At 69.0% G+C, this 21,460-nt stretch carries 19 protein-coding genes; 4 read left to right on the top strand and 15 right to left on the bottom strand.

The window, feature by feature from the left end:
* Positions 1 to 106 precede the first annotated feature (106 nt).
* The 3 genes from OO71_RS10380 to OO71_RS47250 are packed head-to-tail and all read right to left on the bottom strand — an operon-like array spanning position 107 to position 2,528.
* Complete coding sequence (locus tag OO71_RS10380; protein WP_033289484.1) at positions 107 to 1,312, bottom strand: sensor histidine kinase; 1,206 nt, start codon at positions 1,310 to 1,312, stop codon at positions 107 to 109.
* A complete protein-coding gene (gene cseB / locus OO71_RS10375) occupies positions 1,309 to 1,986 on the bottom strand; it encodes a two-component system response regulator CseB (RefSeq protein ID WP_033289483.1) in 678 nt (225 codons plus the stop codon). The genes OO71_RS10380 and cseB overlap by 4 nt, the downstream gene beginning before the upstream one ends.
* 2 nt (positions 1,987 to 1,988) lie before the next feature.
* Positions 1,989 to 2,528, bottom strand: coding sequence for a hypothetical protein (locus OO71_RS47250; protein ID WP_156096245.1), 540 nt, complete (start codon positions 2,526 to 2,528; stop codon positions 1,989 to 1,991).
* A gap of 157 nt (positions 2,529 to 2,685) precedes the next feature.
* On the opposite strand from OO71_RS47250, the gene OO71_RS10365 reads away from it, so the two are divergent.
* Positions 2,686 to 3,807: a DUF418 domain-containing protein gene (locus OO71_RS10365; protein ID WP_084144850.1), complete on the top strand. Its 1,122-nt coding sequence runs from the start codon at positions 2,686 to 2,688 to the stop codon at positions 3,805 to 3,807.
* A 70-nt stretch (positions 3,808 to 3,877) separates the two neighbouring features.
* On the opposite strand, the gene OO71_RS10360 is transcribed toward OO71_RS10365, so the two are convergent.
* The 4 genes from OO71_RS10360 to OO71_RS50015 are packed head-to-tail and all read right to left on the bottom strand — an operon-like array spanning position 3,878 to position 8,934.
* Complete coding sequence (locus OO71_RS10360) at positions 3,878 to 5,368, bottom strand: CoA-acylating methylmalonate-semialdehyde dehydrogenase (protein WP_033289481.1); 1,491 nt, start codon at positions 5,366 to 5,368, stop codon at positions 3,878 to 3,880.
* Positions 5,369 to 5,375: 7 nt separating this feature from the next.
* Positions 5,376 to 7,235, bottom strand: coding sequence for a 3D-(3,5/4)-trihydroxycyclohexane-1,2-dione acylhydrolase (decyclizing) (gene iolD / locus OO71_RS10355; protein ID WP_033289480.1), 1,860 nt, complete (start codon positions 7,233 to 7,235; stop codon positions 5,376 to 5,378).
* The gene (gene iolB, locus OO71_RS10350; RefSeq protein ID WP_033289479.1) at positions 7,232 to 8,071 is read right to left on the bottom strand and encodes a 5-deoxy-glucuronate isomerase; all 840 of its coding nucleotides are present in this window, start codon (positions 8,069 to 8,071) and stop codon (positions 7,232 to 7,234) included. Before iolB ends, iolD begins: the two co-directional genes overlap by 4 nt.
* Positions 8,068 to 8,934: a Cgl0159 family (beta/alpha)8-fold protein gene (locus OO71_RS50015; RefSeq protein ID WP_033289478.1), complete on the bottom strand. Its 867-nt coding sequence runs from the start codon at positions 8,932 to 8,934 to the stop codon at positions 8,068 to 8,070. Before OO71_RS50015 ends, iolB begins: the two co-directional genes overlap by 4 nt.
* 106 nt (positions 8,935 to 9,040) lie before the next feature.
* On the opposite strand from OO71_RS50015, the gene OO71_RS10340 reads away from it, so the two are divergent.
* A complete protein-coding gene (locus OO71_RS10340; protein ID WP_033289477.1) occupies positions 9,041 to 9,799 on the top strand; it encodes a GntR family transcriptional regulator in 759 nt (252 codons plus the stop codon).
* Between the two features lie 243 nt (positions 9,800 to 10,042).
* Here the strand turns inward: OO71_RS10340 and OO71_RS10335 are convergent, their stop codons facing one another.
* The 5 genes from OO71_RS10335 to OO71_RS10315 are packed head-to-tail and all read right to left on the bottom strand — an operon-like array spanning position 10,043 to position 15,347.
* Complete coding sequence (locus tag OO71_RS10335) at positions 10,043 to 11,176, bottom strand: CoA transferase (protein WP_033289476.1); 1,134 nt, start codon at positions 11,174 to 11,176, stop codon at positions 10,043 to 10,045.
* On the bottom strand, positions 11,173 to 11,985 hold the full coding sequence (locus tag OO71_RS10330) for an enoyl-CoA hydratase/isomerase family protein (protein ID WP_033289475.1): 813 nt from the start codon (positions 11,983 to 11,985) through the stop codon (positions 11,173 to 11,175). The genes OO71_RS10335 and OO71_RS10330 overlap by 4 nt, the downstream gene beginning before the upstream one ends.
* Positions 11,985 to 13,664, bottom strand: a complete 1,680-nt coding sequence (locus tag OO71_RS10325; RefSeq protein ID WP_033289474.1) for a CoA-transferase — start codon at positions 13,662 to 13,664, stop codon at positions 11,985 to 11,987. The genes OO71_RS10330 and OO71_RS10325 overlap by 1 nt, the downstream gene beginning before the upstream one ends.
* A 19-nt stretch (positions 13,665 to 13,683) precedes the next feature.
* Positions 13,684 to 14,136: a MaoC family dehydratase gene (locus tag OO71_RS10320; protein ID WP_033289473.1), complete on the bottom strand. Its 453-nt coding sequence runs from the start codon at positions 14,134 to 14,136 to the stop codon at positions 13,684 to 13,686.
* On the bottom strand, positions 14,133 to 15,347 hold the full coding sequence (locus OO71_RS10315; RefSeq protein WP_033289472.1) for an acetyl-CoA C-acetyltransferase: 1,215 nt from the start codon (positions 15,345 to 15,347) through the stop codon (positions 14,133 to 14,135). Before OO71_RS10315 ends, OO71_RS10320 begins: the two co-directional genes overlap by 4 nt.
* A gap of 171 nt (positions 15,348 to 15,518) precedes the next feature.
* Between OO71_RS10315 and OO71_RS10310 the strand changes: the two genes are divergently transcribed.
* Positions 15,519 to 16,205, top strand: coding sequence for a GntR family transcriptional regulator (locus OO71_RS10310; protein ID WP_051791436.1), 687 nt, complete (start codon positions 15,519 to 15,521; stop codon positions 16,203 to 16,205).
* Positions 16,206 to 16,207: 2 nt separating this feature from the next.
* Here the strand turns inward: OO71_RS10310 and OO71_RS10305 are convergent, their stop codons facing one another.
* Positions 16,208 to 18,970, bottom strand: coding sequence for an FAD-binding and (Fe-S)-binding domain-containing protein (locus OO71_RS10305; protein ID WP_033289471.1), 2,763 nt, complete (start codon positions 18,968 to 18,970; stop codon positions 16,208 to 16,210).
* 55 nt (positions 18,971 to 19,025) lie between these two features.
* Between OO71_RS10305 and OO71_RS52915 the strand changes: the two genes are divergently transcribed.
* Complete coding sequence (locus OO71_RS52915; protein WP_051791417.1) at positions 19,026 to 19,772, top strand: FadR/GntR family transcriptional regulator; 747 nt, start codon at positions 19,026 to 19,028, stop codon at positions 19,770 to 19,772.
* On the opposite strand, the gene OO71_RS10295 is transcribed toward OO71_RS52915, so the two are convergent.
* Complete coding sequence (locus OO71_RS10295; protein WP_051791416.1) at positions 19,739 to 20,998, bottom strand: Shedu anti-phage system protein SduA domain-containing protein; 1,260 nt, start codon at positions 20,996 to 20,998, stop codon at positions 19,739 to 19,741. The two genes, OO71_RS52915 and OO71_RS10295, sit on opposite strands and share 34 nt — an antisense overlap.
* 149 nt (positions 20,999 to 21,147) lie before the next feature.
* Positions 21,148 to 21,453, bottom strand: a complete 306-nt coding sequence (locus OO71_RS10290) for a MoaD/ThiS family protein (RefSeq protein ID WP_033289470.1) — start codon at positions 21,451 to 21,453, stop codon at positions 21,148 to 21,150.
* Positions 21,454 to 21,460 lie beyond the last annotated feature (7 nt).

Genomic DNA, 21,460 nt, shown 5'->3' with positions numbered 1-21,460 from the left:
GACCGAAGCGGGCCGGACGCCGACAGCGCCGATGCAGTCGGCGGACCGCGCCAGCCGCTCAGCTTCGCGCGGCCTGGAGAAGTCCGTGAAGGGAACCATCACGGACTCAGATTCCCTCATGGTTCCCTTCACGGACCGCATCCGGAAGGTGCAGGGTCGCCTGTGCGCCGCCGTCGGGCGGGTTGCCGAACTTCAAAGACGCGCCCAGGACTTGCGCCTGTGCGACGGCGATCGTCAAGCCCAGGCCGTGGCCCGTTCCCCGCGCCGCGGTGCCCGTGCGGAAGCGGGCCGGGCCTTCGCGCAGCAGGAGATCCGGGTAGCCCGGGCCGTGGTCGCGGACGCGGATGGTCGCGCCGTCCACGGTGACGGTCACCGGGGGTGCGCCGTGTCTCCGGGCGTTCGCCAGCAGGTTCGCCAGGATCCGCTCGAGGCGGCGCGGGTCGGTGCTCACCCGGGCGCCGGCGCGGATCACCACGTCCGGGACCCGCCGCTGGACGAATTCCGCCAGGTCGACCTCCGACCGCTCCGCGCGTTCGGTTGCGGTGTCCAGCCGGGCCACCTCCAGCACGTCCTCCACCAGCGATCGCAATGCCGCCACCCGGTCGCGGACCAGTTCCGCCGGACGGCCGGGCGGCAGCAGTTCCGCGGCCGTCACCAGGCCGGTCACCGGTGTTCGCAGCTCGTGCGCGATGTCCGCGGTCACCCGCTGCTCCGCTGCCAGCCGGGACTGCAGTGCGTCGGCCATCGCGTCGACCGCCTGTGCCAGGTCGGCCGTCTCGTCGCGGGGACGGGCGCCGATCGCGTCGCGGACCCGGGCCGGTTCTCCGGCGGCCACCTCCCGTGCCGCCTCGGCCGCCCGCCGCAAGCGCCGCGCCATTCCGGCGCCCAGCACGACCCCGAGTACCGCACCCGCGGCCGTCACCACCGCCGATCCCGCCATGAGTTCCTGGTCCAGAGTGGACAGTGCTTGTGCTTGCGCGGCATAGCTCGTGCGTACCGACACGACGTGCCCGCCGGTTTCCGCCGCGGCCCACAGCACGAGGCCACTCCGGTCCAGATAGGTCGCCCGGTTCCCGCCGCGGACGGCGTCGCGCAGGGGAGCGGGGAGCTCGCGGTCGTCGACCTGGCCGTCGACGCCCGGGTTGCGCAGCAGCAGCTGTACCCATTCGTCCTGCGCCCGCCGCGCCTGCTCTGCTTGCGTGCGCGCGAATTGCTGGTGCACCAACAGGCTCAGCGTCACCGCGACGGCCGCCGACACCAGCGTGACCACCGTGGTCAGCCGCCACCGCAGCGTGGCCGGGAAGAGTTTCACGGTTCGGCGCGGAGCTTGTACCCGAAGCCCCGCACGGTCTGCAGCCGATCCTGGCCGATCTTTCCGCGCAGCCGCTGCACGTGGACGTCCACCACGCGCGTGTCGCCACCCCACTCGTAGTCCCACACCCCGGCCAGCAACGTGTCCCGGCTCAGCACCGTGCCCGGCGATTCGGCGAACCGCAGCAGCAACCGGAGCTCCGTCGGGGTGAGGTCCACCGGCTGCCCGTTCCGCCGGACGTCCAGCCCGGCGCGGTCGATTTCGAGGTCGCCGAACCGGGTGCGCGCGCCTTCCCCGGACCCGGACCATCCGGTCCGCCGCAGCACCGCCTCGATCCGCGCGATCAGGACCGAGGTGTCGAACGGCTTGGTCACGTAGTCGTCCGCGCCTGCTTCGAGCCCCAGCACGACGTCCACGGCGTCGCCCCGCGCGGACACCATCAGCACCGGCACCCGGCTGTCCTCACGGATCCGGCGGCACAGGCTGACCCCGTTGAGACCGGGCAGCATGACGTCGAGCAGCGCGACGTCGGGCGGCTGCGCGCGGAACCGGTCGAGCCCGGCGAGCCCGTCGGCCGCCACCGAAACCCGGAATCCGGCCCGTTCGAGGCCGAGCTGCGTCGCCTCCCGGATCACGTCGTCGTCCTCGACGAACAGCACGTGGGTTTCCGCCATGCTCACACCCGCCTGAACTCGGTGCCGGTCCAGCGGTAGCGGACCACGTCGCTCGAGAAATCGTTCACGGTGAACGCCAGCAGCGTGCCGCCGGAGACGTACAGCATGGAGCCGGCGTTCTCCAGCTTCAGGAGCTGCTTGCCACCGAGGGTGTAGACGTAGCTGCCGACATACGCGTGCACCGGAACTCCGGTCGCCCCGCTGCTGCCGATGCCATTGGTGCCGATCGCCGCGCACGGAAATACGTTCACCATCACCTCGACCCGATCGTCGCCGGTCAGCTCGGCGTACGCGGTGTCCACCGGATACGCGCCGGTGCGCGGCCCACTCCGGCACGGCTGCAGGACCGCTTTCGTTCCCGCACCCACCGCCGGGTCCGCGCGCAGCAGGGCGACCGCGTCCACGCTAGGCGTGCGCGGATTGCCTGCCGGAGCCGTCGCCGGGGCCGCCGTTTGGGCCGGACCGGCGATCCGCACACCGTCCACATCGGAGCACGCGGTGAGCGGCAGCAATATCGCCACCGCAAGCACCGTCCTTCGCATGCTTTGCACAGTACGCATTTTGCGGCCGGAGCGCTTCCCGGGGACCGCTGTTACCGAACCGATGGATTTCCTCCCGGCCACTGCAACGTGATCACTGCCTGGTGGTGAACCGGCCTGCCTAGCGTGGCGTCGTTCGTTGCGACCGGAAAGGAGTCCGATGAGGACAGAGGTGACGCCGGACCGAGGAGGGCTCCGGATACCGGAAGGACGGCTCCTCGGCGTGGACGCGGTGCGCGCGCTCGCGATCGTCGGAGTGTTCATCGAGCATTTCTTCGCGACCGGCTGGCTGCACGGCGGTCCCCCTTCCGCGGCGCCGGGATTCCTGACCTGGCTGAGCGAGCAGACGTCGTCCCGCGCGATGAGCCTGTTCGTGCTGCTGTTCGGGTTGTCCACGGCCTTGATGACCGGGGGTTCGACGCCGTATCGCGGACCTGACCAGTGGCGTGCGCGACGGCGGCTGGCGGTGCGGGCGGTGGTGTTGTTCCTGATCAGCCTGGGGATCGACCACTTCGGCGCCTCGGTGATCTCGTATTACGCCGTCCTGCTCCTGCTGATGCTGCCGTTGACCAGGTTGCGGGCGCGGACGTTGTTCGTGCTGTCGGGAATTGCGGTTCCGGCGGTGACGCTTTACGCCTTCTGGGTGTTCAGCTCTCATTCGGCGTGGATGCGGTCGGAAGGCTCGTCCGGGCCGGCGGTGGTCCGGGACTTCGTCTTGTTCGGGGGAGGGTTCCAGGTTGCCTATGGCCTGCCGCTCATCCTTGCCGGGATGGCGATCGGAAGGCTCGACCTGAATGCCCATGGCGTCCGGATCCGGTTGCTGTACACCGGTTTCGTACTGTCCACGGTGAGTATCGTGGGTTCGTGGGTGGCGACATATCCGCTCGGGGGTGCGGCGGCGATTGCCTCGGTCCCGCCGCCCGGGATGGCGTGGCAGGTGCTGCTGGCGATGCCGACTGATGGCTCGTTGTATGCCACCAGCCCGCTCGGGATTGCGCTGATGATCGGGGTGGCGATGGTGCTGGTCGGCGGGTTGCTGGTGGTGCTGGATCGTCCGATGGGGCGGCGGGTGCTGTGGCCGCTGGCTGCGGCCGGAGGGATGGCGTTGACCTGGTATGCAGCGCATTTCGTGGTGAAATCGCTGGTGCCGGGGCCGTATTCGTTCGTGTTCCTGGTGATGACGATCATCGTGATGCTGGCCGCGTCGGTGGCGTGGCGGTATTGGCGGCGGCGGGGACCGCTGGAGTGGGTGGTGCATCGGATCACGGCGGTGGTCCGCTGAACCGGTGGCTAGGTGGCTAGGTGGCTCGGTGCCGGGCCGGGGAAGTCCGTGAAGGCCACCTTCACGGACGTCAGGAGGTGGGGAAGGTGAAGGCGGCGGAGTGGTTTTCGGTGTGCGGCCAGCGGGTGGTGACGACTTTGGCGCGGGTGTAGAACCGTACGCCTGCCGGGCCGTGGATGGGGCTGTCGCCGATGAGGGAGTCTTTCCAGCCGCCGAATGAGTAGTACGACATGGGTACCGGGATGGGGACGTTGACGCCGATCATGCCGACCTTGACCTCGCGCTGGAACCTCCGGGCGGACTCGCCGCTGCCGGTGAAGATTGCGGTACCGTTGCCGTAGGGGTTGGCGTTGATCAGGGCAATGGCTTCGTCCACTGTCGCGGCGCGGATTACGGCCAGTACCGGGCCGAAGATTTCTTCTTGGTAGGCCTGCATTTTCGCGGTCACGTTGTCCAGAAGGGACGGACCGACGAAGAACCCGCTTTCGTGTCCGGGGACGGTCAGGGCTCGGCCGTCGACGACTACCGTCGCGCCTTCCTTACCGCTTTGCGCCACTGCGTCGATGACCCGGGCGCGTGCTGCCGAAGTGACGACTGGGCCCATGTCGCTGGACGCATCCGAGCCTGGGCCGACCGTTACCTCGCGCGCCTTGCGCGCCAGAATTTCGACGAGCCGGTCACCGGCTTCGCCGACGGCGACAGCTACGGAAATCGCCATACAGCGTTGTCCGGCTGAGCCGAAAGCCGCTGCGGTCAGGTGGTTTGCGGCGTATTCCAGATCGGCATCGGGGAGGACGACGGCGTGGTTTTTCGCGCCTCCCAATGCTTGTACGCGTTTGCCGGATGCCGTGCCGCGCTCGTGGACGTACTTTGCGATCGGGGTGGAGCCGACGAAGGACACCGCGGAGATGTCCGGGTGGTCCAGCAGCGCATCAACGGCCACCTTGTCGCCGTGTACCACGTTGAAGACGCCGTCCGGCAGGCCCGCCTCGGCGTACAGCCGGGCTACCAGATTGGCCGCCGACGGGTCGCGTTCGCTCGGCTTGAGCACGAATGTGTTGCCGGTGGCGATGGCGACCGGGTGCATCCACAGCGGGACCATGATCGGGAAGTTGAACGGCGTGATCCCGGCGACGACACCCAGTGGCTGGCGGAAATCGTGGACGTCGACGCCGCGGGAGACTTGGTCGGAGAAACTGCCTTTGAGTGCGTCGGCGATACCGCAGGCGTATTCGACGACCTCGCGGCCGCGGACGATTTCTCCGCGTGCGTCGTCGATCACCTTGCCGTGTTCGCGGGAGATGATCCGGGCCAGTTCGTCCTCGTGCTTTACCAATAGCTCGCGGAAGGCGAAGAGAATGCGGGTGCGTTGTGAGAGTGACGAATCGCCCCAGGAGGTGAATGCCTTGGCGGCAGCCGAAACCGCGGTGTCCACGTCGGCTGATTCGGCCAATAGCACCGATGCTTGCTGTTCGCCGGTTGCCGGGTTGTACACCGGCGCGGTGCGGGTCGATCCGGCCGGGGTCAGGGCGCCATTGATCCAGTGTTCGATGGTGTTCACTTTGCTCCTACAGGTAATGCCGCTGCCGACGCTTGGCGTCGGTGTAGCTTTCGCGCGCGGTCCGGGTGGAGTCCAGTTCGGACACTTCACTCACCGGCACGTCCCACCACGCCGATCCGGGCGGGTTGGGCGCGAGCGGGTCGGTTTCGATGTGCACGACGGTGGTCGTGGGGTTTGCCTTGGCCTGTTTCAGTGCGGCGCGGAACTCGTCCACTGTGGACGCACGGAGGACGGTCGCGCCGAGGCTGGCCGCGTTTGCCGCCAGGTCGACCGGCAGTACGTCGCCTTCCAGTAAACCGGAATCGGCGCGATAGCGATAGGCGGTACCGAATCGTTGTGAGCCCAGTGATTCCGAAAGCGAGCCGATCGACGCGAATCCGTGGTTCTGCACCAGTACGATGATCACCTTGAGCCGTTCCGCGATCAGCGTGACGATTTCCTGCGCCATCATCAGGTACGAACCGTCGCCGACGAGGACGACCACTTCTCGGTCCGGTGCGGCCAGTTTCACCCCGACTCCGGCGGCGACCTCGTAACCCATGCAGGAATAAGCGTATTCGACGTGGTACGCCTTCGGATCCCGGGCCCGCCACAGCATTTGCAGGTCGCCGGGCAGCGAACCGGCGGCGTTGATCACGACGTCGCGGTCGTCGAGTTCGCTGTTGAGCGCGCCGAGGATTTCGGTCTGCGCGGGCAGCGGACTGTGTCCGAGGTGGAAGCACTCTTCGGTGGTACGGTTCCATTCGTCGGCCAGCAGCCGCGCGCGGGCCTGCCATTTCTCGCCGACGTGCCAGCCCGCGAGTGCTTCCCGTAAGGCTTCCAGGCCGCGTCGAGCGTCCGCCAGCACCATTTCCGCGGAATGCTTCGCCGCGTCGAAACGGGCGACGTTAAGGTTCACGAATTGCACCGCCGGGTTGCCGAAAACGGTGTGCGACGCGGTGGTGAAATCGCTGTAGCGGGTGCCGATGCCGAGTACCACGTCGGCCTCGGCGGCGAGCGCGTTGGCCGCGGACGTGCCGGTGGAGCCGAGGCCACCGACCGCGCACGGGTGGTCCCACGGCACCGCGCCCTTGCCCGCGTGCGTGTCCGCGACCGGGATTCCGGTCTCCTCGGCGAATGCGCGCAGCGAATCCTCCGCCGAGGAGTAGACGACGCCGCCGCCCGCGACGATCAGCGGAGCGGTGGCGCCGCGCAACAGTTCGACGGCTCGCGCCAGGGATTCCGGTTGCGGCACCGGCCGGTCGACGGGCCACACCCGGCGGCGGAAGAACTCCTCGGGCCAGTCGTAAGCCTCGGCCTGGACGTCCTGCGGCAACGCGAGCGTGACCGCGCCGGTCTCCACCGGGTCCGTCAGCACCCGCATCGCCGCCAAGGCCGCGGGAATCAGCTGCTCCGGCCGGGTGATCCGGTCGAAGTACTTCGAGACCGGGCGGAAGGCGTCGTTCACCGAAACGTCCCCGGACCGCGGGTCTTCCAGCTGCTGCAGCACCGGATCCGCGACCCGGGTGGCGAACACGTCGCTCGGGAGCAGCAGCACCGGGAGCCGGTTGGTGGTCGCCAGCGCGGCGCCGGTGATCATGTTGGTGGAGCCGGGACCGGTCGACGCGGTGCAGGCGAACGTCTGCAGCCGGTTGCGCATTTTCGCGAACGCCGCCGCCGCGTGGACCTGACCCTGCTCGTTGCGCGCCAGGTAGTAGGGGAGTGCGCCGGTGCGCGCGGCCTGCAGCAGGGCCTGGCCGAGCCCGGCGACGTTGCCGTGCCCGAAAATGCCCCATACGCCGGGGATCAGCCGCTGCTCGGCGCCGTCGCGCGAGGAGTACTGGTTCGCGAGAAACCGCACCAGGGCCTGCGCGGTGGTGAGCCTCATGGGGTCCTCCCGAACGGCAGCCGCGGGTCGATGTCCTCGGCCTCCCAGGTCTCGCGCACCCACGCGTGCGCCGGGTCGTCGCAGATCAGCCACGCCCGCTCGGGTCCCGGACCGGCCATCACGTTGAGGTAGTACAGATCGTAGCCCGGCGCGGCCATCGACGGCCCGTGCCAGCCGTGCGGGATCAGCACGACGTCCCCGCTGCGCACTTCGGCCAGCACCTCGATCGGCCGGTCGACGGTGCCGTACACGCGCTGGTAGCCCATGCCGCCGTCGGCGACCTCGAAGTAGTAGATCTCCTCCAGTTCGGTTTCGCCTTCGCGGGCCTCGTCGTGCTTGTGCGGCGGATACGACGACCAGTTCCCGCCCGGCGTCAGCACCTCGCAGACGAGCAGCTGGTCGGCTTCGAAGGTGTGCGGGAGGCAGTAGTTGTTGACCTGGCGGCTGCAGATACCCGCGCCGCGCAGCTCGGTGGGGACACCGGACGCCGGGCCGTACCGGGCGGGCAGCCGCTTCTCCGTCTTCGCCGACGGCAGTGCGAAGCGGCCTCGACCGGTGATCGTCGCCTCGGCATCCCTTGGCAGGTAAGCGAAATCGGTGATTGCGTCGAAGACATCGGCACGCCCGGCGAGTTCGCACACCAAGCCGTCTGTTGAGACGGTGCAGCTTCCGGACAACGGCAGGACGAGCGCCTCCGCGTCGCCGGTGTGTACGGTCTGCGTCCCGTCGAGTTCCAGCACGCGCAGCCCGGAGTAGCCCCACCCGGCCGATTCCGGCGTGACGACCAGGCTGAACGGGCCGTCCGCGCTGGTGCCGGCTTCCTGATAGTGCTTCACAGCAGCCCCACCGCCGTGTCGACCGCCTTGGCCACGTCGCCGTCGTGCGGGTACAGCAGCGATCGCCCGACCACCAGGCCTTGCACTGTCGGCAGCTCGAGCGCCTCCTGCCATGCGGTGAACGCGGCGTCGGGATCCTGCACCTCGCCGCCGAGCAGCACCACCGGCAGCGTGGACGCGGCCAGTACGCGCGGCATGTCGGCCACCACCGGCAGCTTCAGCCACGTGTACGCGGACGAGCGGCCGAGCCCGGACGCGATCGTGATGGACCGGATCACAGCCTCGGGGGAGAGGTCGTTGGTGATCCGCCCGCCGGTCCACCCTGAAAGGAACGGCTCGACCATCGCGAGCAGGTTCCGGTCGGCCAGGTCGTTGACCGCCTTCGCGGTGTTCTCCAGTACGGCCGGGGTCGCCGGGTCGGTGAGGCAGATCCGGGTGAGCATCTTGCCGCCGTCGAAGCGCATCCGGGCGAGGGTTTCGGCGTCGTAGCAGGCGAACCGGTCGTCGATCTCGAAGCTGGACCCGGCGAGCCCGGTGCGGTTCATCGACCCGATGACCGTCTTGCCGTCGAGGACGCCGAGCAGCAGCAGGTCGTCGATCACGTCGGGGGTCGCGAGCACACCGGTGACGCCGGGGCGCTCCAGCGCGAGGCACAGCCGCTCCAGCAGCTCGCCGCGGTCGGCCATGGCGAGCGGGTCACCGCCCACCGCGTTCGCGCCGCGCGCGGGGTGATCGGCCGCGATGATCATGGTGCGGCCCTTGTCGTTGAACGGTGACTTCGCGCGTACCCGGACGGCAGCGGCCTCGGCGATCGCCCCCGGATCGTGCACGCGCTTGGCGACGATCCGCTCGACGGTGTTCATGCAGTCCCTCCGCGTCGGTGTCTGCTTCGACAGTGCTCCTGCGTGGGGACTTTGTCAAGACATATGGACATTCGGTCCTGATAGGCCCGGCCGGTAGGCTCCGGAGATGAGCACCAGCCCGGCGTGGGACCCGGTCCGCGGGATCATCGTGGACCCGGCTAGTCCGGAGCCGCTGTATTTCCAGGTGGCGCGGCAGTTGCATGCGGCGATTGAGGATGGGCGGCTTCCGGCGGGGACCCGGCTCGCCAATGAGCTGGATTTGGCGGCGGGGCTGCGGTTGTCCCGGCCTACGGTGCGGCAGGCGATTCAGTCGTTGGTGAATCAGGGGCTGCTGGTGCGTAAGCGGGGGGTCGGGACGCAGGTGGTGCGGACGAAGGTGGCTCGGCCGCTTCGGTTGAGCAGCCTGTTCGACGATCTTGCCGGGCTCGGGGGTGCGCCGTCGTCCGAGGTGCTGGTCAATCGGGTGGAGGCGGTGGACCCTGCTGCGGCTGAGATGTTGGAGGCACCTGGGCTTTTGCGGGTGCGGCGGTTACGGCGGGTCCGGTTTGCCGGTGGGGAGCCGTTGGCAGTGATGAACAATTACCTGCCGGACGGGATTCTTGATCCGTCGGATGACGATCTGCGGGAGCAGGGGCTGTATCAGTTGCTGCGGCGGGCGGGGGTTCGGTTGCATTCGGCGCAGCAGAGTATCGGTGCCCGGTTGGCCGATGCGGAGGATGCGGAACTGCTTGGGGAGGAGGTCGGGGCTGCTTTGCTGACCATGGAGCGGACTACTTATGACGAAACCGGGCGGGTGGTGGAATATGGGTGGCATGTTTATCGGGCGTCACGGTATTCGTTCAATTTGTCGTTGACGCATGGGTGAGGTTCTGCGTTGAGGGAATTGTTGCGTGGGGCACCCCGAAGCCGGGATTGTGACAACGGTCGGGAGGGGCTTGTCAAGGCGGGAAGGATGCCTTGACAAGCCCCTCCCGACCGTGTTTTGGCTTCGTATCGGGGTGCAGGGCCGGGTCTGGGTGCCGTGGGGAAAGCCGTGAAGGGAACCTTCACGGAATGCGGAGGGCTGTGAAGGGAACCATGAGGGAATCTGATTCCGTGAAGGTTCCCTTCACGGACTTGGTGGGGGGAGGAGTTCGGTGGTGTGTTCGCCGATGGTGGGGGCGGGGGTTGGGGGGAGGCGGGTGCCGTTGGTGTGGATGGGGGATTTCGGGGCCCAGTGTTTGCCTGCGCCTGGTTGGTCTATTTCTTCGAAGAGCGGGTGGGTGGGTAGTGCGTGGGCCAGGTCGGTGAAGCTGCGGTAGCGGTCCCACAGGATTCGGTGTGCCGTCAGGGTTTTTGCTACCTCGTGGTAGGGGGTTTGCTCGAACCAGCGGGCCAGTAGCGGCGTGATGAGGTCTCGGTGCCGGTAGCGGTCGGATTCGGTGGTGAAAGAGATTCCCAAGGTTTTGCTCAAGGCCGCAAAGGCTCCCGTCAGGCCGGTTGCGGTGAGCATTTTGGTCCAGTGTCGTTCGGTGAGCAGTACGATCATTACTCGCTCGCCGTCGGCGGTTTCGAAGTCGTGGCCGTAGGTGCCGTAGATGTCGTTGCCGGATTTGGTGCGGGCGTGCGTCGTCAGCTGGGCTTCGGTGAGGTAGCCGAGGTTTCCGGCGGTCGCCAGGGCGACGTCTTCCAGCGCGACGCGGATTGATTGGCCTTTTCCGGTTTCCTGGCGGTGGCGTTCGGCGGCCAATAAGCCGACGGCCAGATACAGACCTGCGCAGACGTCCCACGCGGGGAGTACGTGGTTTACCGGATCCGGGCCGGTGCCAGTGAGCAGGGGGAATCCGGTGCCTGCTTGGACCGTGTAGTCGACGGCTGCGCTGCCGTCGGCTTTTCCGTCCAGCAGGACGTGGATGAGGTCCGGGCGTTGCGCACTCAGGGTTTCGTAGCTGAGGTCGGGGTGCCGGGTGGTGTTCGTGACGACCACGCAAGGGGCGCCGTCGGTGATCAGGGTGGCTATCCGGTGGCGGTCGGACCCGGATTCCAGGTCGGCCTCGATGGCGCGTTTGCCCTTGTTCAGTCCGGACCAGTAGAGGCTGGTTCCGTTGTCGGACAAGGGCCAGCGGGTGCGGTCGGGGGCGCCGCCGACGGGCTCGACGCGGATGACGTCGGCGCCCAGCTGCGCGAGCGTCAGCCCGCAGAGAGGGGTGGCGATGTACGCGGACAGTTCGACGACCCGGAGTCCGGCCAATAGCGCCGTCATGCGTCGGGCGTCCGGGTGAAGTCGGGCTTGCGGCGTTCTCGGTGAGAGGCAAGGCCTTCGCGGACTTCGGGGCCCGCGAAACCGTAGAATTCCAGCGCCAGCGAGGAGTCGAAGATCGCGCCGGCCAGCTGGCGGTACCAGAGGTTGAGGCTTTGCTTGGTCCAGCGGATCGCGTTCGGGGCGCCGTTCGCCAGTTCGTGGGCGATTTCGCGGGCGGTGGGCAGGAGTTCGGCCTCGTCGTCGACGCACAGGGACACCAGGCCGATCCGCTCCGCTTCGGCGCCGGACAGCGGGCGGCAGGTCATCAGGTAGTACTTGGCTTTGGCCATCCCGCACAGCAACGGCCAGCAGACGGCGGCGTGGTCGCCTGCCGCGACGCCGAGGCGTGTGTGGCCGTCGATGATTTTCGCGTTCGCGGTGACCACGGAGACGTCGGCGAGCACCCCGGCGACGAGACCGGCGCCGACGGCGGGGCCGTGGATGGCCGACACGATCGGTTTCGAGCAGTCGATCACGTTGTACACGAGGTCGCGGGCTTCGCGCATGGTGCGGGTGCGGGCGTCGAAGTCGTCGGCCAGTTTCTCGACCAGGTCGAACGATCCGCCCGCGGAGAAGCCCTTGCCTTCGCCGCGGAGCAGGACGGCTTTCACCGCCGGGTCGCGGTCGAACTCACGCCAGATGTCGGCCAGGTCGCCGTGTGCGGGTTCGCTCACCGCGTTGAGGTTCGGGGCGTCGAGGACGAGTTCGAGCACGCCGTCCTCGTCCGGGCCGTCCACTCGCAGGTGCTCGAATCGGGCGTAGCGGCTCATCAGGTTCCCTTCTTGCCGTCACCGAGGAACAGTCCCTCGCGGTCGTAGCTTCGCAGCTGCCGGACATCCTCGCCGCTCACCTCGGGCAGCTCCGGCAGATCGTCCGCGACGGCGAGGTCCCACCCGCAGCGCGCGCGGACGTCTTCCACGCGCTGACCTGGTGCGATGGCGGTGAGCACCAGCTCGCCGTCGCGCCGGGAGAGGACGCCGAGGTCGGTCACTACGGCGCGGACCCGGGCGCCGGGGCTGGTGACGTAGCTGCACTTCTCGATGAACCGGCGCGGGCTCATCGTTCCGACGACGTACGTCTCGTCCGCGCCGGTCACCACATCATTGGCGCCGCCGGAGCCGACCAGGTACGGGCCGCCTTCGATCTGCGTGGTGTTGATGTTGCCGTACCGGTCGATTTCCGCGGCCCCGATGCAGGCGATCGACCGCGTGGACGGCCCGTTCACCACGTTCCCCAGCACCTGTTCGGTGTCGAGCAGCATCGAGGACGACGGGAAGTTCGCGAAGCTGAAGATGAACGGGTCGCCGGGGGTCGGGGAGTAGTCCCACAGCCCGAGTTCGGCCGAAAGCGCGACCTGGTGGCCGTCGGCTTTTGCCTTCGCGACGCCGACCCAGGCGGCGAGGTTCGCCAGCCCGGCTCCGGCCAGGACGGTGTCGGTGCCGGTTTCGGCGATGCGTGACCGCAGCAGCTCGCCGAGCCACGCCGCCGCGCGTTCGGGTTTCGTGACCGGTCCCGAGTGCTCGCCGCGGCCGGTGGGCGGGGTCGGCCTGCCGAGCTCGCGGGTCAGATCGGCGAGCCGGGCGTCGCCGAGTTTGGCCAGGTAGGCGGCGTGGTCGGGTGGGTCGAGGACCCATTCGCGGATCCAGTCGTCGAAGTCCCCCGAACGGCTGGCGTTGCGCGCGGCAATCCAGAACGCGACGTCCTCGGCGTACCCGTCGACCGGCAGCCGCGCGCCCTCGGTGCCGGGGAAAACCCCGCCGGGATGCGCGCCGTACGGGGCCTCCGCGACGGCGAGCACGCGGTGGGCGGGGATGCGGACGAACGGCGCCCACGGACGCAGGTCGTCGACGACTTTCTCCACCGTGGCGAGCACGCCGCGGCGGGCGGCGAAGGCGCCGATCGAGCCTTCGAACATCGGTGGCGCGATGGCGAGGTTGCCCTGGCGGTCGGCGACCGCGGCGTGCACCAGCGCGACGTCCGGGGTCAGCGGCGCGACCAGGCCGACCCGGCCGAACCGCGTGTCGACCTCCTCGTAGCCGGGGTTGCCGGTCATCGACGAGTCGCGCACCGAGCCGGTGACGACCGCGGGTACCCCGGTCGCGGCGGCGCGCAGGCCTTGGATGTAGCTGAGGAACGACCAGTTCTCGACCTCGACGGTGCCGTCTGCGTAGGCCTGCTGGAACACCGGGTTCGGCGTGAACACCGGGAAGGAATCGCCGGAATAGACCGTGACGACCTTCTCCAGGCAGCCCGCCCGGAACAGCACCGCGCCGAGCGACGACAGGCTCGCCATGATCAACGTGAACCGCGACGGCTTTTCCCAATGCTGGCGCGCGATTTCCCGGATGAGCGCGGTCCAGCGGCTGTGCCCCATCAGTACGTGCAGTGCATCGCCGGGCCGGACGTGCCGGGAGACGGCTTCGTCCAGACGGCAGAATTCGGTGCGCATCTTCGGGCCCCGTTCGGGTTCAGGCGACAACGACCAGCGTTTCCGCAATGCACGCCGGTTTCTCGGCGCCTTCGAGTTCGAGAGTGAACCGGGTGGTCACCGTGATCCCGGCGCGGCTTGGTTCGGCGGCGGCGAAGGCGGCCGTCGCGCGGAGCCGGGAGCCGACCGGGACCGCCGCGGGGAACCGCACTTTGCCGAGGCCGTAGTTGATCCGGGCGGTGCCGAAGTCGAGCCGGTAGAGCTGCGCGCCGAACGACGGGATCAGCGAGAGGGTGAGGAATCCGTGCGCGATCGTGGCTCCGTACGGGCCGTGCGCGGCGCGGACGGGATCGGTGTGGATCCACTGGTGGTCGCCGGTCGCGTCGGCGAACGCGTCGATCCGCGCCTGGTCGATGTGCAGCCAGCCGGTGGGGCCGAGTGATCCGCCGAGCGCGGCGCGGACCTCGTCGGCGGAGGCGAAGACGCGGGTCATGCCGCGATCCGCTCGAACACCGCGGCCAGGCCCTGCCCGCCGCCGATGCACATGGTTTCCAGCCCGTAGCGGGCTTCGCGGCGCTGCATTTCCCGCGCCAGCGTGGCGAGAATCCGGGTGCCGGTGGCGCCGACCGGATGGCCGAGCGAGATCCCGGAACCGTGCACGTTGAGCCGGTCGAAATCGGCTTCGCCGAACCCCCATTCCCGCGTACAGGCCAGTACCTGCGCGGCGAAGGCCTCGTTGAGCTCGATCAGGTCGACGTCGGAGAGCTTCAGCCCGGCCCGTTCCAGCGCGAGCGCCGAGGCGGGTACCGGGCCGATGCCCATCACCTTCGGCTCGACCCCGGCGACACCGTGCGATACCAGCCGGACCAGCGGACGCAGGCCGAGTTCGGCGGCGCGCTCGCGGGTGGTGACGATGCAGACGGCGGCGGCGTCGTTCTGGCCGCTGGCGTTGCCCGCGGTGACGGTCGCGTCCGGATCCTGCTTGCCCAGCACGGGTTTCAGCGCCGACAGCGTCTCGACGGTGGTGCCGGGGCGCGGATGCTCGTCGGTGTCCACGACGACGGGGCCCTTGCGGGTCTCGACCGGCACCGGCACGATTTCCTCGGCGAACACCCCGGACTGCTGCGCGGCGACGGCCCGCTGGTGCGAGGTGACCGCGAGCCGGTCCTGCTCCTCGCGGCTGATTTCGTAGTGGCGACGCAGGTTTTCCGCGGTTTCGAGCATGCCACCGGGTACCGGGTAATGCTTCCCGCCCGGGGTCTGGCGGCCGCGGGTGAGGGAATCGTGCAGCTGGACTCCGGCGCCGCCCGCGCCCCAGCGCAGGTCGTTGGCGTAGAAGACGGTGTTGGACATGCTTTCCGCGCCGCCCGCGACGACCAGGTCACTCGCCCCGGCCTGCACCTGCAGCGCGGCCAGCAGCACCGACTGCAGCCCGGACCCGCAGCGCCGGTCGACCTGCATCCCGGGGACGGTGACCGGAAGCCCGGCGTCGAGCGCGACGACACGGCCGATCGCGGGGGCTTCGGCGCTGGGGTAGCAGTGGCCGAGGATCACGTCGTCGATCGCGTCCGGTGCGATGCCGGTGCGGTCGAGCAGGGCCTTGAGCACGACGGTGGCGAGGTCGGCGGCGGGCACCGGCTTCAGCGCGCCGCCGAACCTGCCGATCGGGGTACGGACGGGTTCGCAGATGACAGCGTCACGCATGCTGGTGCCTTCCTCCGGGATGTCCCTTGCCGTGGCTCTCGACTATGGCCGACCGGAGGCGGCAGAGTGAATACTTTATCAGAAATCATCGGCTAACTCACACTGGTCAGACCCGGGTCAGCAGAGAATTCATGATATTTTATCGGCACAATCCAGCGGAAAGGCGGAGTGATGCTCGAAGCCCCGGGTGCCGGGCTGCGCCGTGGTGGCCCGGCGAACCTCAAGGCGATGGCGGCGCAGGAGATCCGGCGGCGCATCTTCTCGGGGCAGCTGCGCCCAGGCACGAAGATCGACCAGGACGCACTGGCCGACGAGCTGGGGATCAGCAAGCTGCCCGTCCGCGAGGCACTGATCACGCTCGACCACGAGGGCGTGGTGGAGCACATCGCCCGGCGCGGCGCGTATGTCGCCCGGCTGACGCGCGACGACATCCGCGACCATTACCGGGTGTTCGGCCTGGTGTCCGGGCTGGCCGCGGAGCGCGCGGCGAAGAACCTGTCCCCGGAGAGCCGGCAGGCCCTGCGAGACCTCGCGGACCGCATCGAGGCGCTCGACGACCGAGCCGACCGCGCCGAGCAGGAGCGGCTGAACTACGAGTTCCACCGGCGGATCAACCACGCGTCCGATTCGCGCCGGCTGATCTCGATCCTGCGGATCCTGGCGAAAACCTTGTCACACGGCTTCTACGAGGCGCACGAGGACTGGCCCGGCAAGGCGCACGACGACCACCGGAAGATCCTGAACGCGCTGGAGGCACGGTCGGCGGCGCGGGCAAGGGCCGTGGTGGAGAAGCATTTCTCCGACGGGGGCGAGCGGGCGGTGGCGTTGCTGGAGTCGCAGGGGTTCTGGGACCACTGAGTTCAGCGCTGATTCAGCAGCTGGGCGAGGTGGACACCGCGGATTCCGGCGAGCTGATCGGCTTGCGTGCGGCAGGAGAAACCGTCGGCGAGGAAGACGGCGTCCGGGTTGTCCTTGAGCGCGGGAAGCAGCGCGTTTTCGGCCACCGCAACGGAAACGTCGTAGTGGCCGCGTTCCATGCCGAAGTTTCCGGCCAGGCCGCAGCATCCGGCGAGGGTCGTGAGTCGTGCCCCGGCCGCTTCGAGGAGGGCGCGGTCGGTTTCGTAGCCCATCACCGAATGGTGGTGACAATGCGGTTGCGCGACCACGGTGACGCCGGACAGGTCGGGCGCCTGCCAGCCGTCGGTGTTCGCGAGGAGTTCGGCGAGCGTTGTCGTTGCGGCAGAGACGGTTTCGGCGTCCGGGTCGTCGGGGAAGAGGTCGGTCAGGTCGGATCGGAGGACGGCGGTGCAGGACGGTTCGACGCCGACGATCGGGATTCCGGCCTCGGCGTAGGGGAGGAGTGTGCCGACGAGGTCGCGGAGTTTGCGGCGGGCGGTGTCGAGCTGGCCGGTGGTGATCCAGGTGAGCCCGCAGCACGGCCGCTTCGAGGGGACGCGCACGCGGTATCCGGCGTCGGACAGCACGGTCGCGACTGCTTCGGCGACGTCGGTGTCCATGCCGTCGGAGAAGGAATCCGCCCACAGCACGACTTCCGGTCCTTCTGCGGGGGTTCTTCGTGGTGACCGGGTGAAGGATCGGCGGGCGAAGCGGGGCGCGTGGCGGCGGGGGTCGGCTCCGGCCAGTGCCAGCAGGGCTTTTTCGAGCGGGCGGACCGTCATCAGGGCGTTCACGACGGCGGCCAGGCCGGGGATTCGCTGGATCAGCCGGAGCCAGGTCGGTAACCGGCCGAACGTGTAGTGTGACAGGGGACGGAGCCGGTGCCGGTATTTTCGATGCAGGGCTTCGGATTTGTACTGCGCCAGGTCGACCCCGGCCGGGCAGTCGCGGCTGCATGCCTTGCAGGACAGGCAAAGGTCGAGTGACTCGTGTACGGCGGCGGCCGACCAGCCGGGTACCAGCGAGCCGTTTGCCACCTCCTGCAGCACCCGGGCGCGTCCTCGGGTGCTGTCTTTTTCGTCGCGCGTGGCGAGGTAGGAGGGGCACATGAAGCCGCCCGTGGCCCGGTTGTCGGCGCGGCATTTGCCGACTCCCACGCACCGGTGCACGGCGCGGGTGAAGTCGCCGCCGTCGTGCGCGAACGAGAACCCGCCCGCGGCCGGGAGCGGATGTGCTTGCGGGCGGCGGAGATCGGCGTCGAGCGGACGGGGCCGCACGAGCACGCCCGGGTTGAGGATGTCGTCGGGGTCGAAAAGGTCTTTGACGGCACCGAAAAGCCGGATAGTCTCGGGGGAGTACATCAAGGGCAGCAGCTCGCCGCGGGCGCGGCCGTCGCCGTGCTCGCCGGAGAACGAGCCGCCGTAGCTCACCACCAGCTTCGCGGCTTCGGTCAGGAACGCGCGGAACACGGACGCGTCGCGTTCCAGCGGCAGGCCGAGCCGCACGTGTACGCAGCCGTCGCCGAAATGCCCGTAGGGGAGGCCTTCGAGACCGAATTCGCCGAGCAGGGCGTCGAAATCGCGGAGATACGCGCCGAGCCGCACGGGCGGCACGGCGGCGTCTTCCCAGCCCGGCCAGGCCTGCGTGCCGGAGGGGGTGCGGCCCGCCAGCCCGGCGCCGTCCTCGCGGATCCGCCACATCGCCGCGGCGCCTTCGGTGACCAGAAGATGGTCCAGGGCTTGGGAATCCGCGACGATGCGGGCAGCCTGGTGGCGGGCTTCGACTTCCGTTTCGCCGCCGACTTCGATCATCAGCCAGCCGCGGCCGTCCGGCAGCCGGGGTACGGCGCCGCGATGGGTGCGGACGAGGTCGACGAGCCGGGCGTCGAGGCCTTCGATGGCGAGCGGGCGGTGCGGCAGCAGACCGGGGACGGCGTCGGCGGCGGTCGGCATGTCCGGGTAGCCGAGCACCACGAGCAGGCGCGCCGGGGTGACGGCGACGAGGTCGACAGTTGCTTCGAGCGTGATGGCGAGCGTGCCTTCGGTGCCGACGAGCGCGCGGGCCAGCGAGCGGCCGTTCTCCGGCAGCAGGTGTTCCAGCGAATAGCCGGACACCTGGCGGCTGAACCGGCCCAGTTCGGTCCGCAGCAGGCCGAGGTCCGGCTCGATCAGGTCGGCGAGGCCCGGGGTGGCGTCCCAGGTCCCGGCGGTGAAGCGGCGTCCGGTGCCGTCGACGGCGGTGATGTCGCGGACGTTGTCGGCGGTCCGGCCGTACGCGACGGCGTGCGGGCCGCAGGCGTTGTTGCCGATCATGCCGCCGAGGGTCGCGCGGGCGTGCGTGGACGGGTCGGGCCCGAAGCGGAGGCCGTGCGGGGCGGCGGCGCGCTGGAGGTCGGCGAGGATGACGCCGGGTTGCACGGTGGCGGTCCGGGCAGCCGGGTCCAGGTCGAGGATGCGGGTGAGGTACCGCGAGAAGTCGAGGACGATGCCCGGCCCGATCGCGTTGCCCGCCACCGAGGTGCCCCCGCCGCGGCAGGTCACCGGAACCCCGTGGCGGCGGGCGATTTCGAGGGTGGCGAGGACGTCACCGGTCTCCCGGGGCAGCACGACGACCTGCGGGACCACGCGATAGTTGGACGCGTCGGTGGAATATTCCGCGCGGCGGCGGACGTCGGCGTGGACCTCGCCGCGGAGCGCTCTCCGGAGGTCCTCGATCAGTGCGGGCATCGTGCTGAGAATTTAGGTGTTTTAAACAGTGCGGTCAATCCCGTAGGCTGATCCGGTGGCGAACGGACGGCGGGGGCCGCGCAAGCGGGTGCCGGAGCTTGCGCCGGTGCGGCGGGTGAGTGTGGTGGACTCGCTGGTCGAGCAGATGACGCGCAAGATACTGGGTGGCGACTGGCCGCCGGGGACGGTGCTGCCGTCGCTGCGGGATTTCGCGGCCTCGACGGGGGTGTCGATGCTGACGGTCCGCGAGGCAGTGCGCGCGTTGCAGGCCCGCGGCTGGGTCGAGCCGCGGCAGGGGGTCGGCACGTTCGTGCTGGAGGCCCCCGGCGGGCAGTTCGTGCCGTGGCACCTGGGCGCGTCGGACGTGGCGGAGTACCGGGAACTGGTCGAGGCAAGGGAGTCGATCGAGGCCGCGATCATCGGCCTGGCCGCCCGGCGCCGGACGGACGCGCAGCTGGTTTCGCTGGACTCGATGGTGTCGCGAATGGCCGCCGCGCTGGGCGATCGAGACCGCTTCCTGGAGGCGGACGCGGAGTTCCACGTGGCACTCGCGGAGGCCGCGCACAACCGGATTCTGCTGCGCAGCATGCTCGCGATCAGGGTCCCATTACGCCGTTTGATGGCCGACCGGCTGCTGCAGGAACTCACCGCACACGGCGACTTGTCCCGGTCGTGGGAGGACCACCGCGCCATCGCCGAGGGAGTCCGGTCTGGTGTGGCGGAGGTGGGGTGCGCGGCTTTGCTGCGCATCACCGAACGGGGGCGGTCCTATGTGGACGACCTGGGGACCGGGGTGGGCTGAGCCGGGGTGATGTGCCGTTCGCGACCCACCGATCCCATCAAGGAACGCTCGGCGCTGTCGAGAAGCTCTTTGTAGGTGAGAACTTCGACCCGGCCGGTGTGCGCGTTGAAGGTCCGCAGGGTGTCATTGACCGCTTCTTCAGGAATATCCGGATGTACGCCGGGGTGGCCGATCAGCACGAGCGCGCTTGCCCGGCGTGTCTCGATACCGTAGTGCTCGCGGATCGCGTGACGATTTTCGTCCAGCGCGACCAGGTAGTTGATTGCTTGACCGACTGCATCGTGCACTTCGGCGGTGGGGACCCAGGCGTTGCGGTGGCGTTTGACGATGGCGTGCACTCGCATCGACCGCTTGAGCTCGACGACGTGCAGGACACCGTCTGCCCGGAGCAAGGGAATGTCCAGTTCGCTACCGGCGGTGAGGTGCCGCTGAGCGGCCGCACCCAGGTAATGGCCGCCGAAGATCCAGGTGTTGTCCCGCAGCACACGGTGGAGGTCGGCCTCGGATGCTGCCGGGTCCGCTGAGACCTGACGTACCAGGCGGAGGCCGTGCGCCTGGCGTTTCAGTTCGGCGGCGCGGAGGATCAGCTGGCCCTGGTCGTCGTCCGCCAGAAGAGCCAGCGCGTCCGGTGAGGTGACAATCGTGCGGGCGGCCTCGGCTGCGTTCACGATGTCGAGGCGATTGCGGAAGATGCGCTGGATCCAGAGGGCGGTTTCCGCCCGGCCGCGCACGATCCGGTACCGGCCGGGCAGCTCGTCGGGAGCCTCCGCGTACGCCCCGTCTGCGGTCACTGCGGAAAGCTCGGCGAGCAGCTCGGCAGGGGTGGCGTCCGGATGTCCCGACAGATACTCGTCTCCGAGGCGCTTGACGTAGTCTGCAGTGGCGCTGAGGATTCCCTGTACGTAGTGGAGATTGACCTCGTTCCGCGCGCCGTCTTGGAACAGCCGGAATCGCTCCTCGAATTCCGGCTTGAGAGTGCGGCCTTCGCAGTAGTCCAGGGCATCCTGGAGGAGCCGGACGACGTGCCATTCGTTTTCGTGTGCAGCACAGCGGCGCGCTGCAATCAGATGGTCGGCCAGAGCTTGGCCACCTCTTCGGTGGCCTCTCGTTCCGCTTCTCAGGTGGTGCAGTACTGCGCCGATGGCAGTTCGGACCGCTTCGTGCCGGGCATGCCGTTCGGTCGCCTCGAGCTGACGCTCCAGCGCCCAGTCTGCCCGGAATTTCATGCCGCGGCCTTTCAGGTGGAGCTGTCGCTCTCGTCCGCAGGACAGAACCCGGTCTCGGTGTGCCCCCGGGACACACCGAGACCGGGAGATTTTCCCGCCGGACCGCTGGGCGGCAGCCATCTCAACCACGGCAGCCACCGCAGCGCTGGTCAGCCGCCTGCCATGGCGCCGATGATCAGGAACGGTTCGGTTCCCTCCAGGACCTGGCGGGGGAGTTCCGTGTCCGGCTCGGTGTTCGACAGGTCGTCTTCGCAGGCGAAGAACCGGACGAACGCCCGGCGTTTGCCGGTGGTCGTGTCGCGGATCGTGCCTCGCAGCATCGGGTACGTGCGTTCCAGCGCGTCCAGCAGGCTCCGTTGCGTCGGCGGGTCCTCGATCGGCAGCAGGACCTCTCCCTCGACCTTTGCCAGGCGGCGCAGGTGCGTGGGCAGCTTGACCCGGACCTCGGTGGTCATTGCGTGG

Source organism: Amycolatopsis jejuensis, assembly GCF_000717335.1.
GTDB lineage: Bacteria > Actinomycetota > Actinomycetes > Mycobacteriales > Pseudonocardiaceae > Amycolatopsis > Amycolatopsis jejuensis.
Note: the sequence above shows the minus strand (reverse complement) of the source record. Positions and strands in the feature narration are given on the sequence as shown.

Excerpts from the sequence above, each read along its gene's own strand:
- OO71_RS10290 (WP_033289470.1), bottom strand. The coding sequence starts at position 21,453 with ATGACCACCGAGGTCCGGGTCAAGCTGCCCACGCACCTGCGCCGCCTG.
- OO71_RS10340 (WP_033289477.1), top strand. The coding sequence starts at position 9,041 with ATGAGCACCAGCCCGGCGTGGGACCCGGTCCGCGGGATCATCGTGGAC.
- OO71_RS10315 (WP_033289472.1), bottom strand. The coding sequence starts at position 15,347 with ATGCGTGACGCTGTCATCTGCGAACCCGTCCGTACCCCGATCGGCAGG.
- OO71_RS10295 (WP_051791416.1), bottom strand. The coding sequence starts at position 20,998 with ATGAAATTCCGGGCAGACTGGGCGCTGGAGCGTCAGCTCGAGGCGACC.
- OO71_RS50015 (WP_033289478.1), bottom strand. The coding sequence starts at position 8,934 with ATGAACACCGTCGAGCGGATCGTCGCCAAGCGCGTGCACGATCCGGGG.
- OO71_RS10365 (WP_084144850.1), top strand. The coding sequence starts at position 2,686 with ATGAGGACAGAGGTGACGCCGGACCGAGGAGGGCTCCGGATACCGGAA.
- cseB (WP_033289483.1), bottom strand. The coding sequence starts at position 1,986 with ATGGCGGAAACCCACGTGCTGTTCGTCGAGGACGACGACGTGATCCGG.
- OO71_RS10305 (WP_033289471.1), bottom strand. The coding sequence starts at position 18,970 with ATGCCCGCACTGATCGAGGACCTCCGGAGAGCGCTCCGCGGCGAGGTC.
- OO71_RS10310 (WP_051791436.1), top strand. The coding sequence starts at position 15,519 with ATGCTCGAAGCCCCGGGTGCCGGGCTGCGCCGTGGTGGCCCGGCGAAC.
- OO71_RS10320 (WP_033289473.1), bottom strand. The coding sequence starts at position 14,136 with ATGACCCGCGTCTTCGCCTCCGCCGACGAGGTCCGCGCCGCGCTCGGC.
- OO71_RS47250 (WP_156096245.1), bottom strand. The coding sequence starts at position 2,528 with ATGCGAAGGACGGTGCTTGCGGTGGCGATATTGCTGCCGCTCACCGCG.
- OO71_RS10330 (WP_033289475.1), bottom strand. The coding sequence starts at position 11,985 with ATGAGCCGCTACGCCCGATTCGAGCACCTGCGAGTGGACGGCCCGGAC.
- OO71_RS10335 (WP_033289476.1), bottom strand. The coding sequence starts at position 11,176 with ATGACGGCGCTATTGGCCGGACTCCGGGTCGTCGAACTGTCCGCGTAC.
- OO71_RS10325 (WP_033289474.1), bottom strand. The coding sequence starts at position 13,664 with ATGCGCACCGAATTCTGCCGTCTGGACGAAGCCGTCTCCCGGCACGTC.
- iolD (WP_033289480.1), bottom strand. The coding sequence starts at position 7,235 with ATGAGGCTCACCACCGCGCAGGCCCTGGTGCGGTTTCTCGCGAACCAG.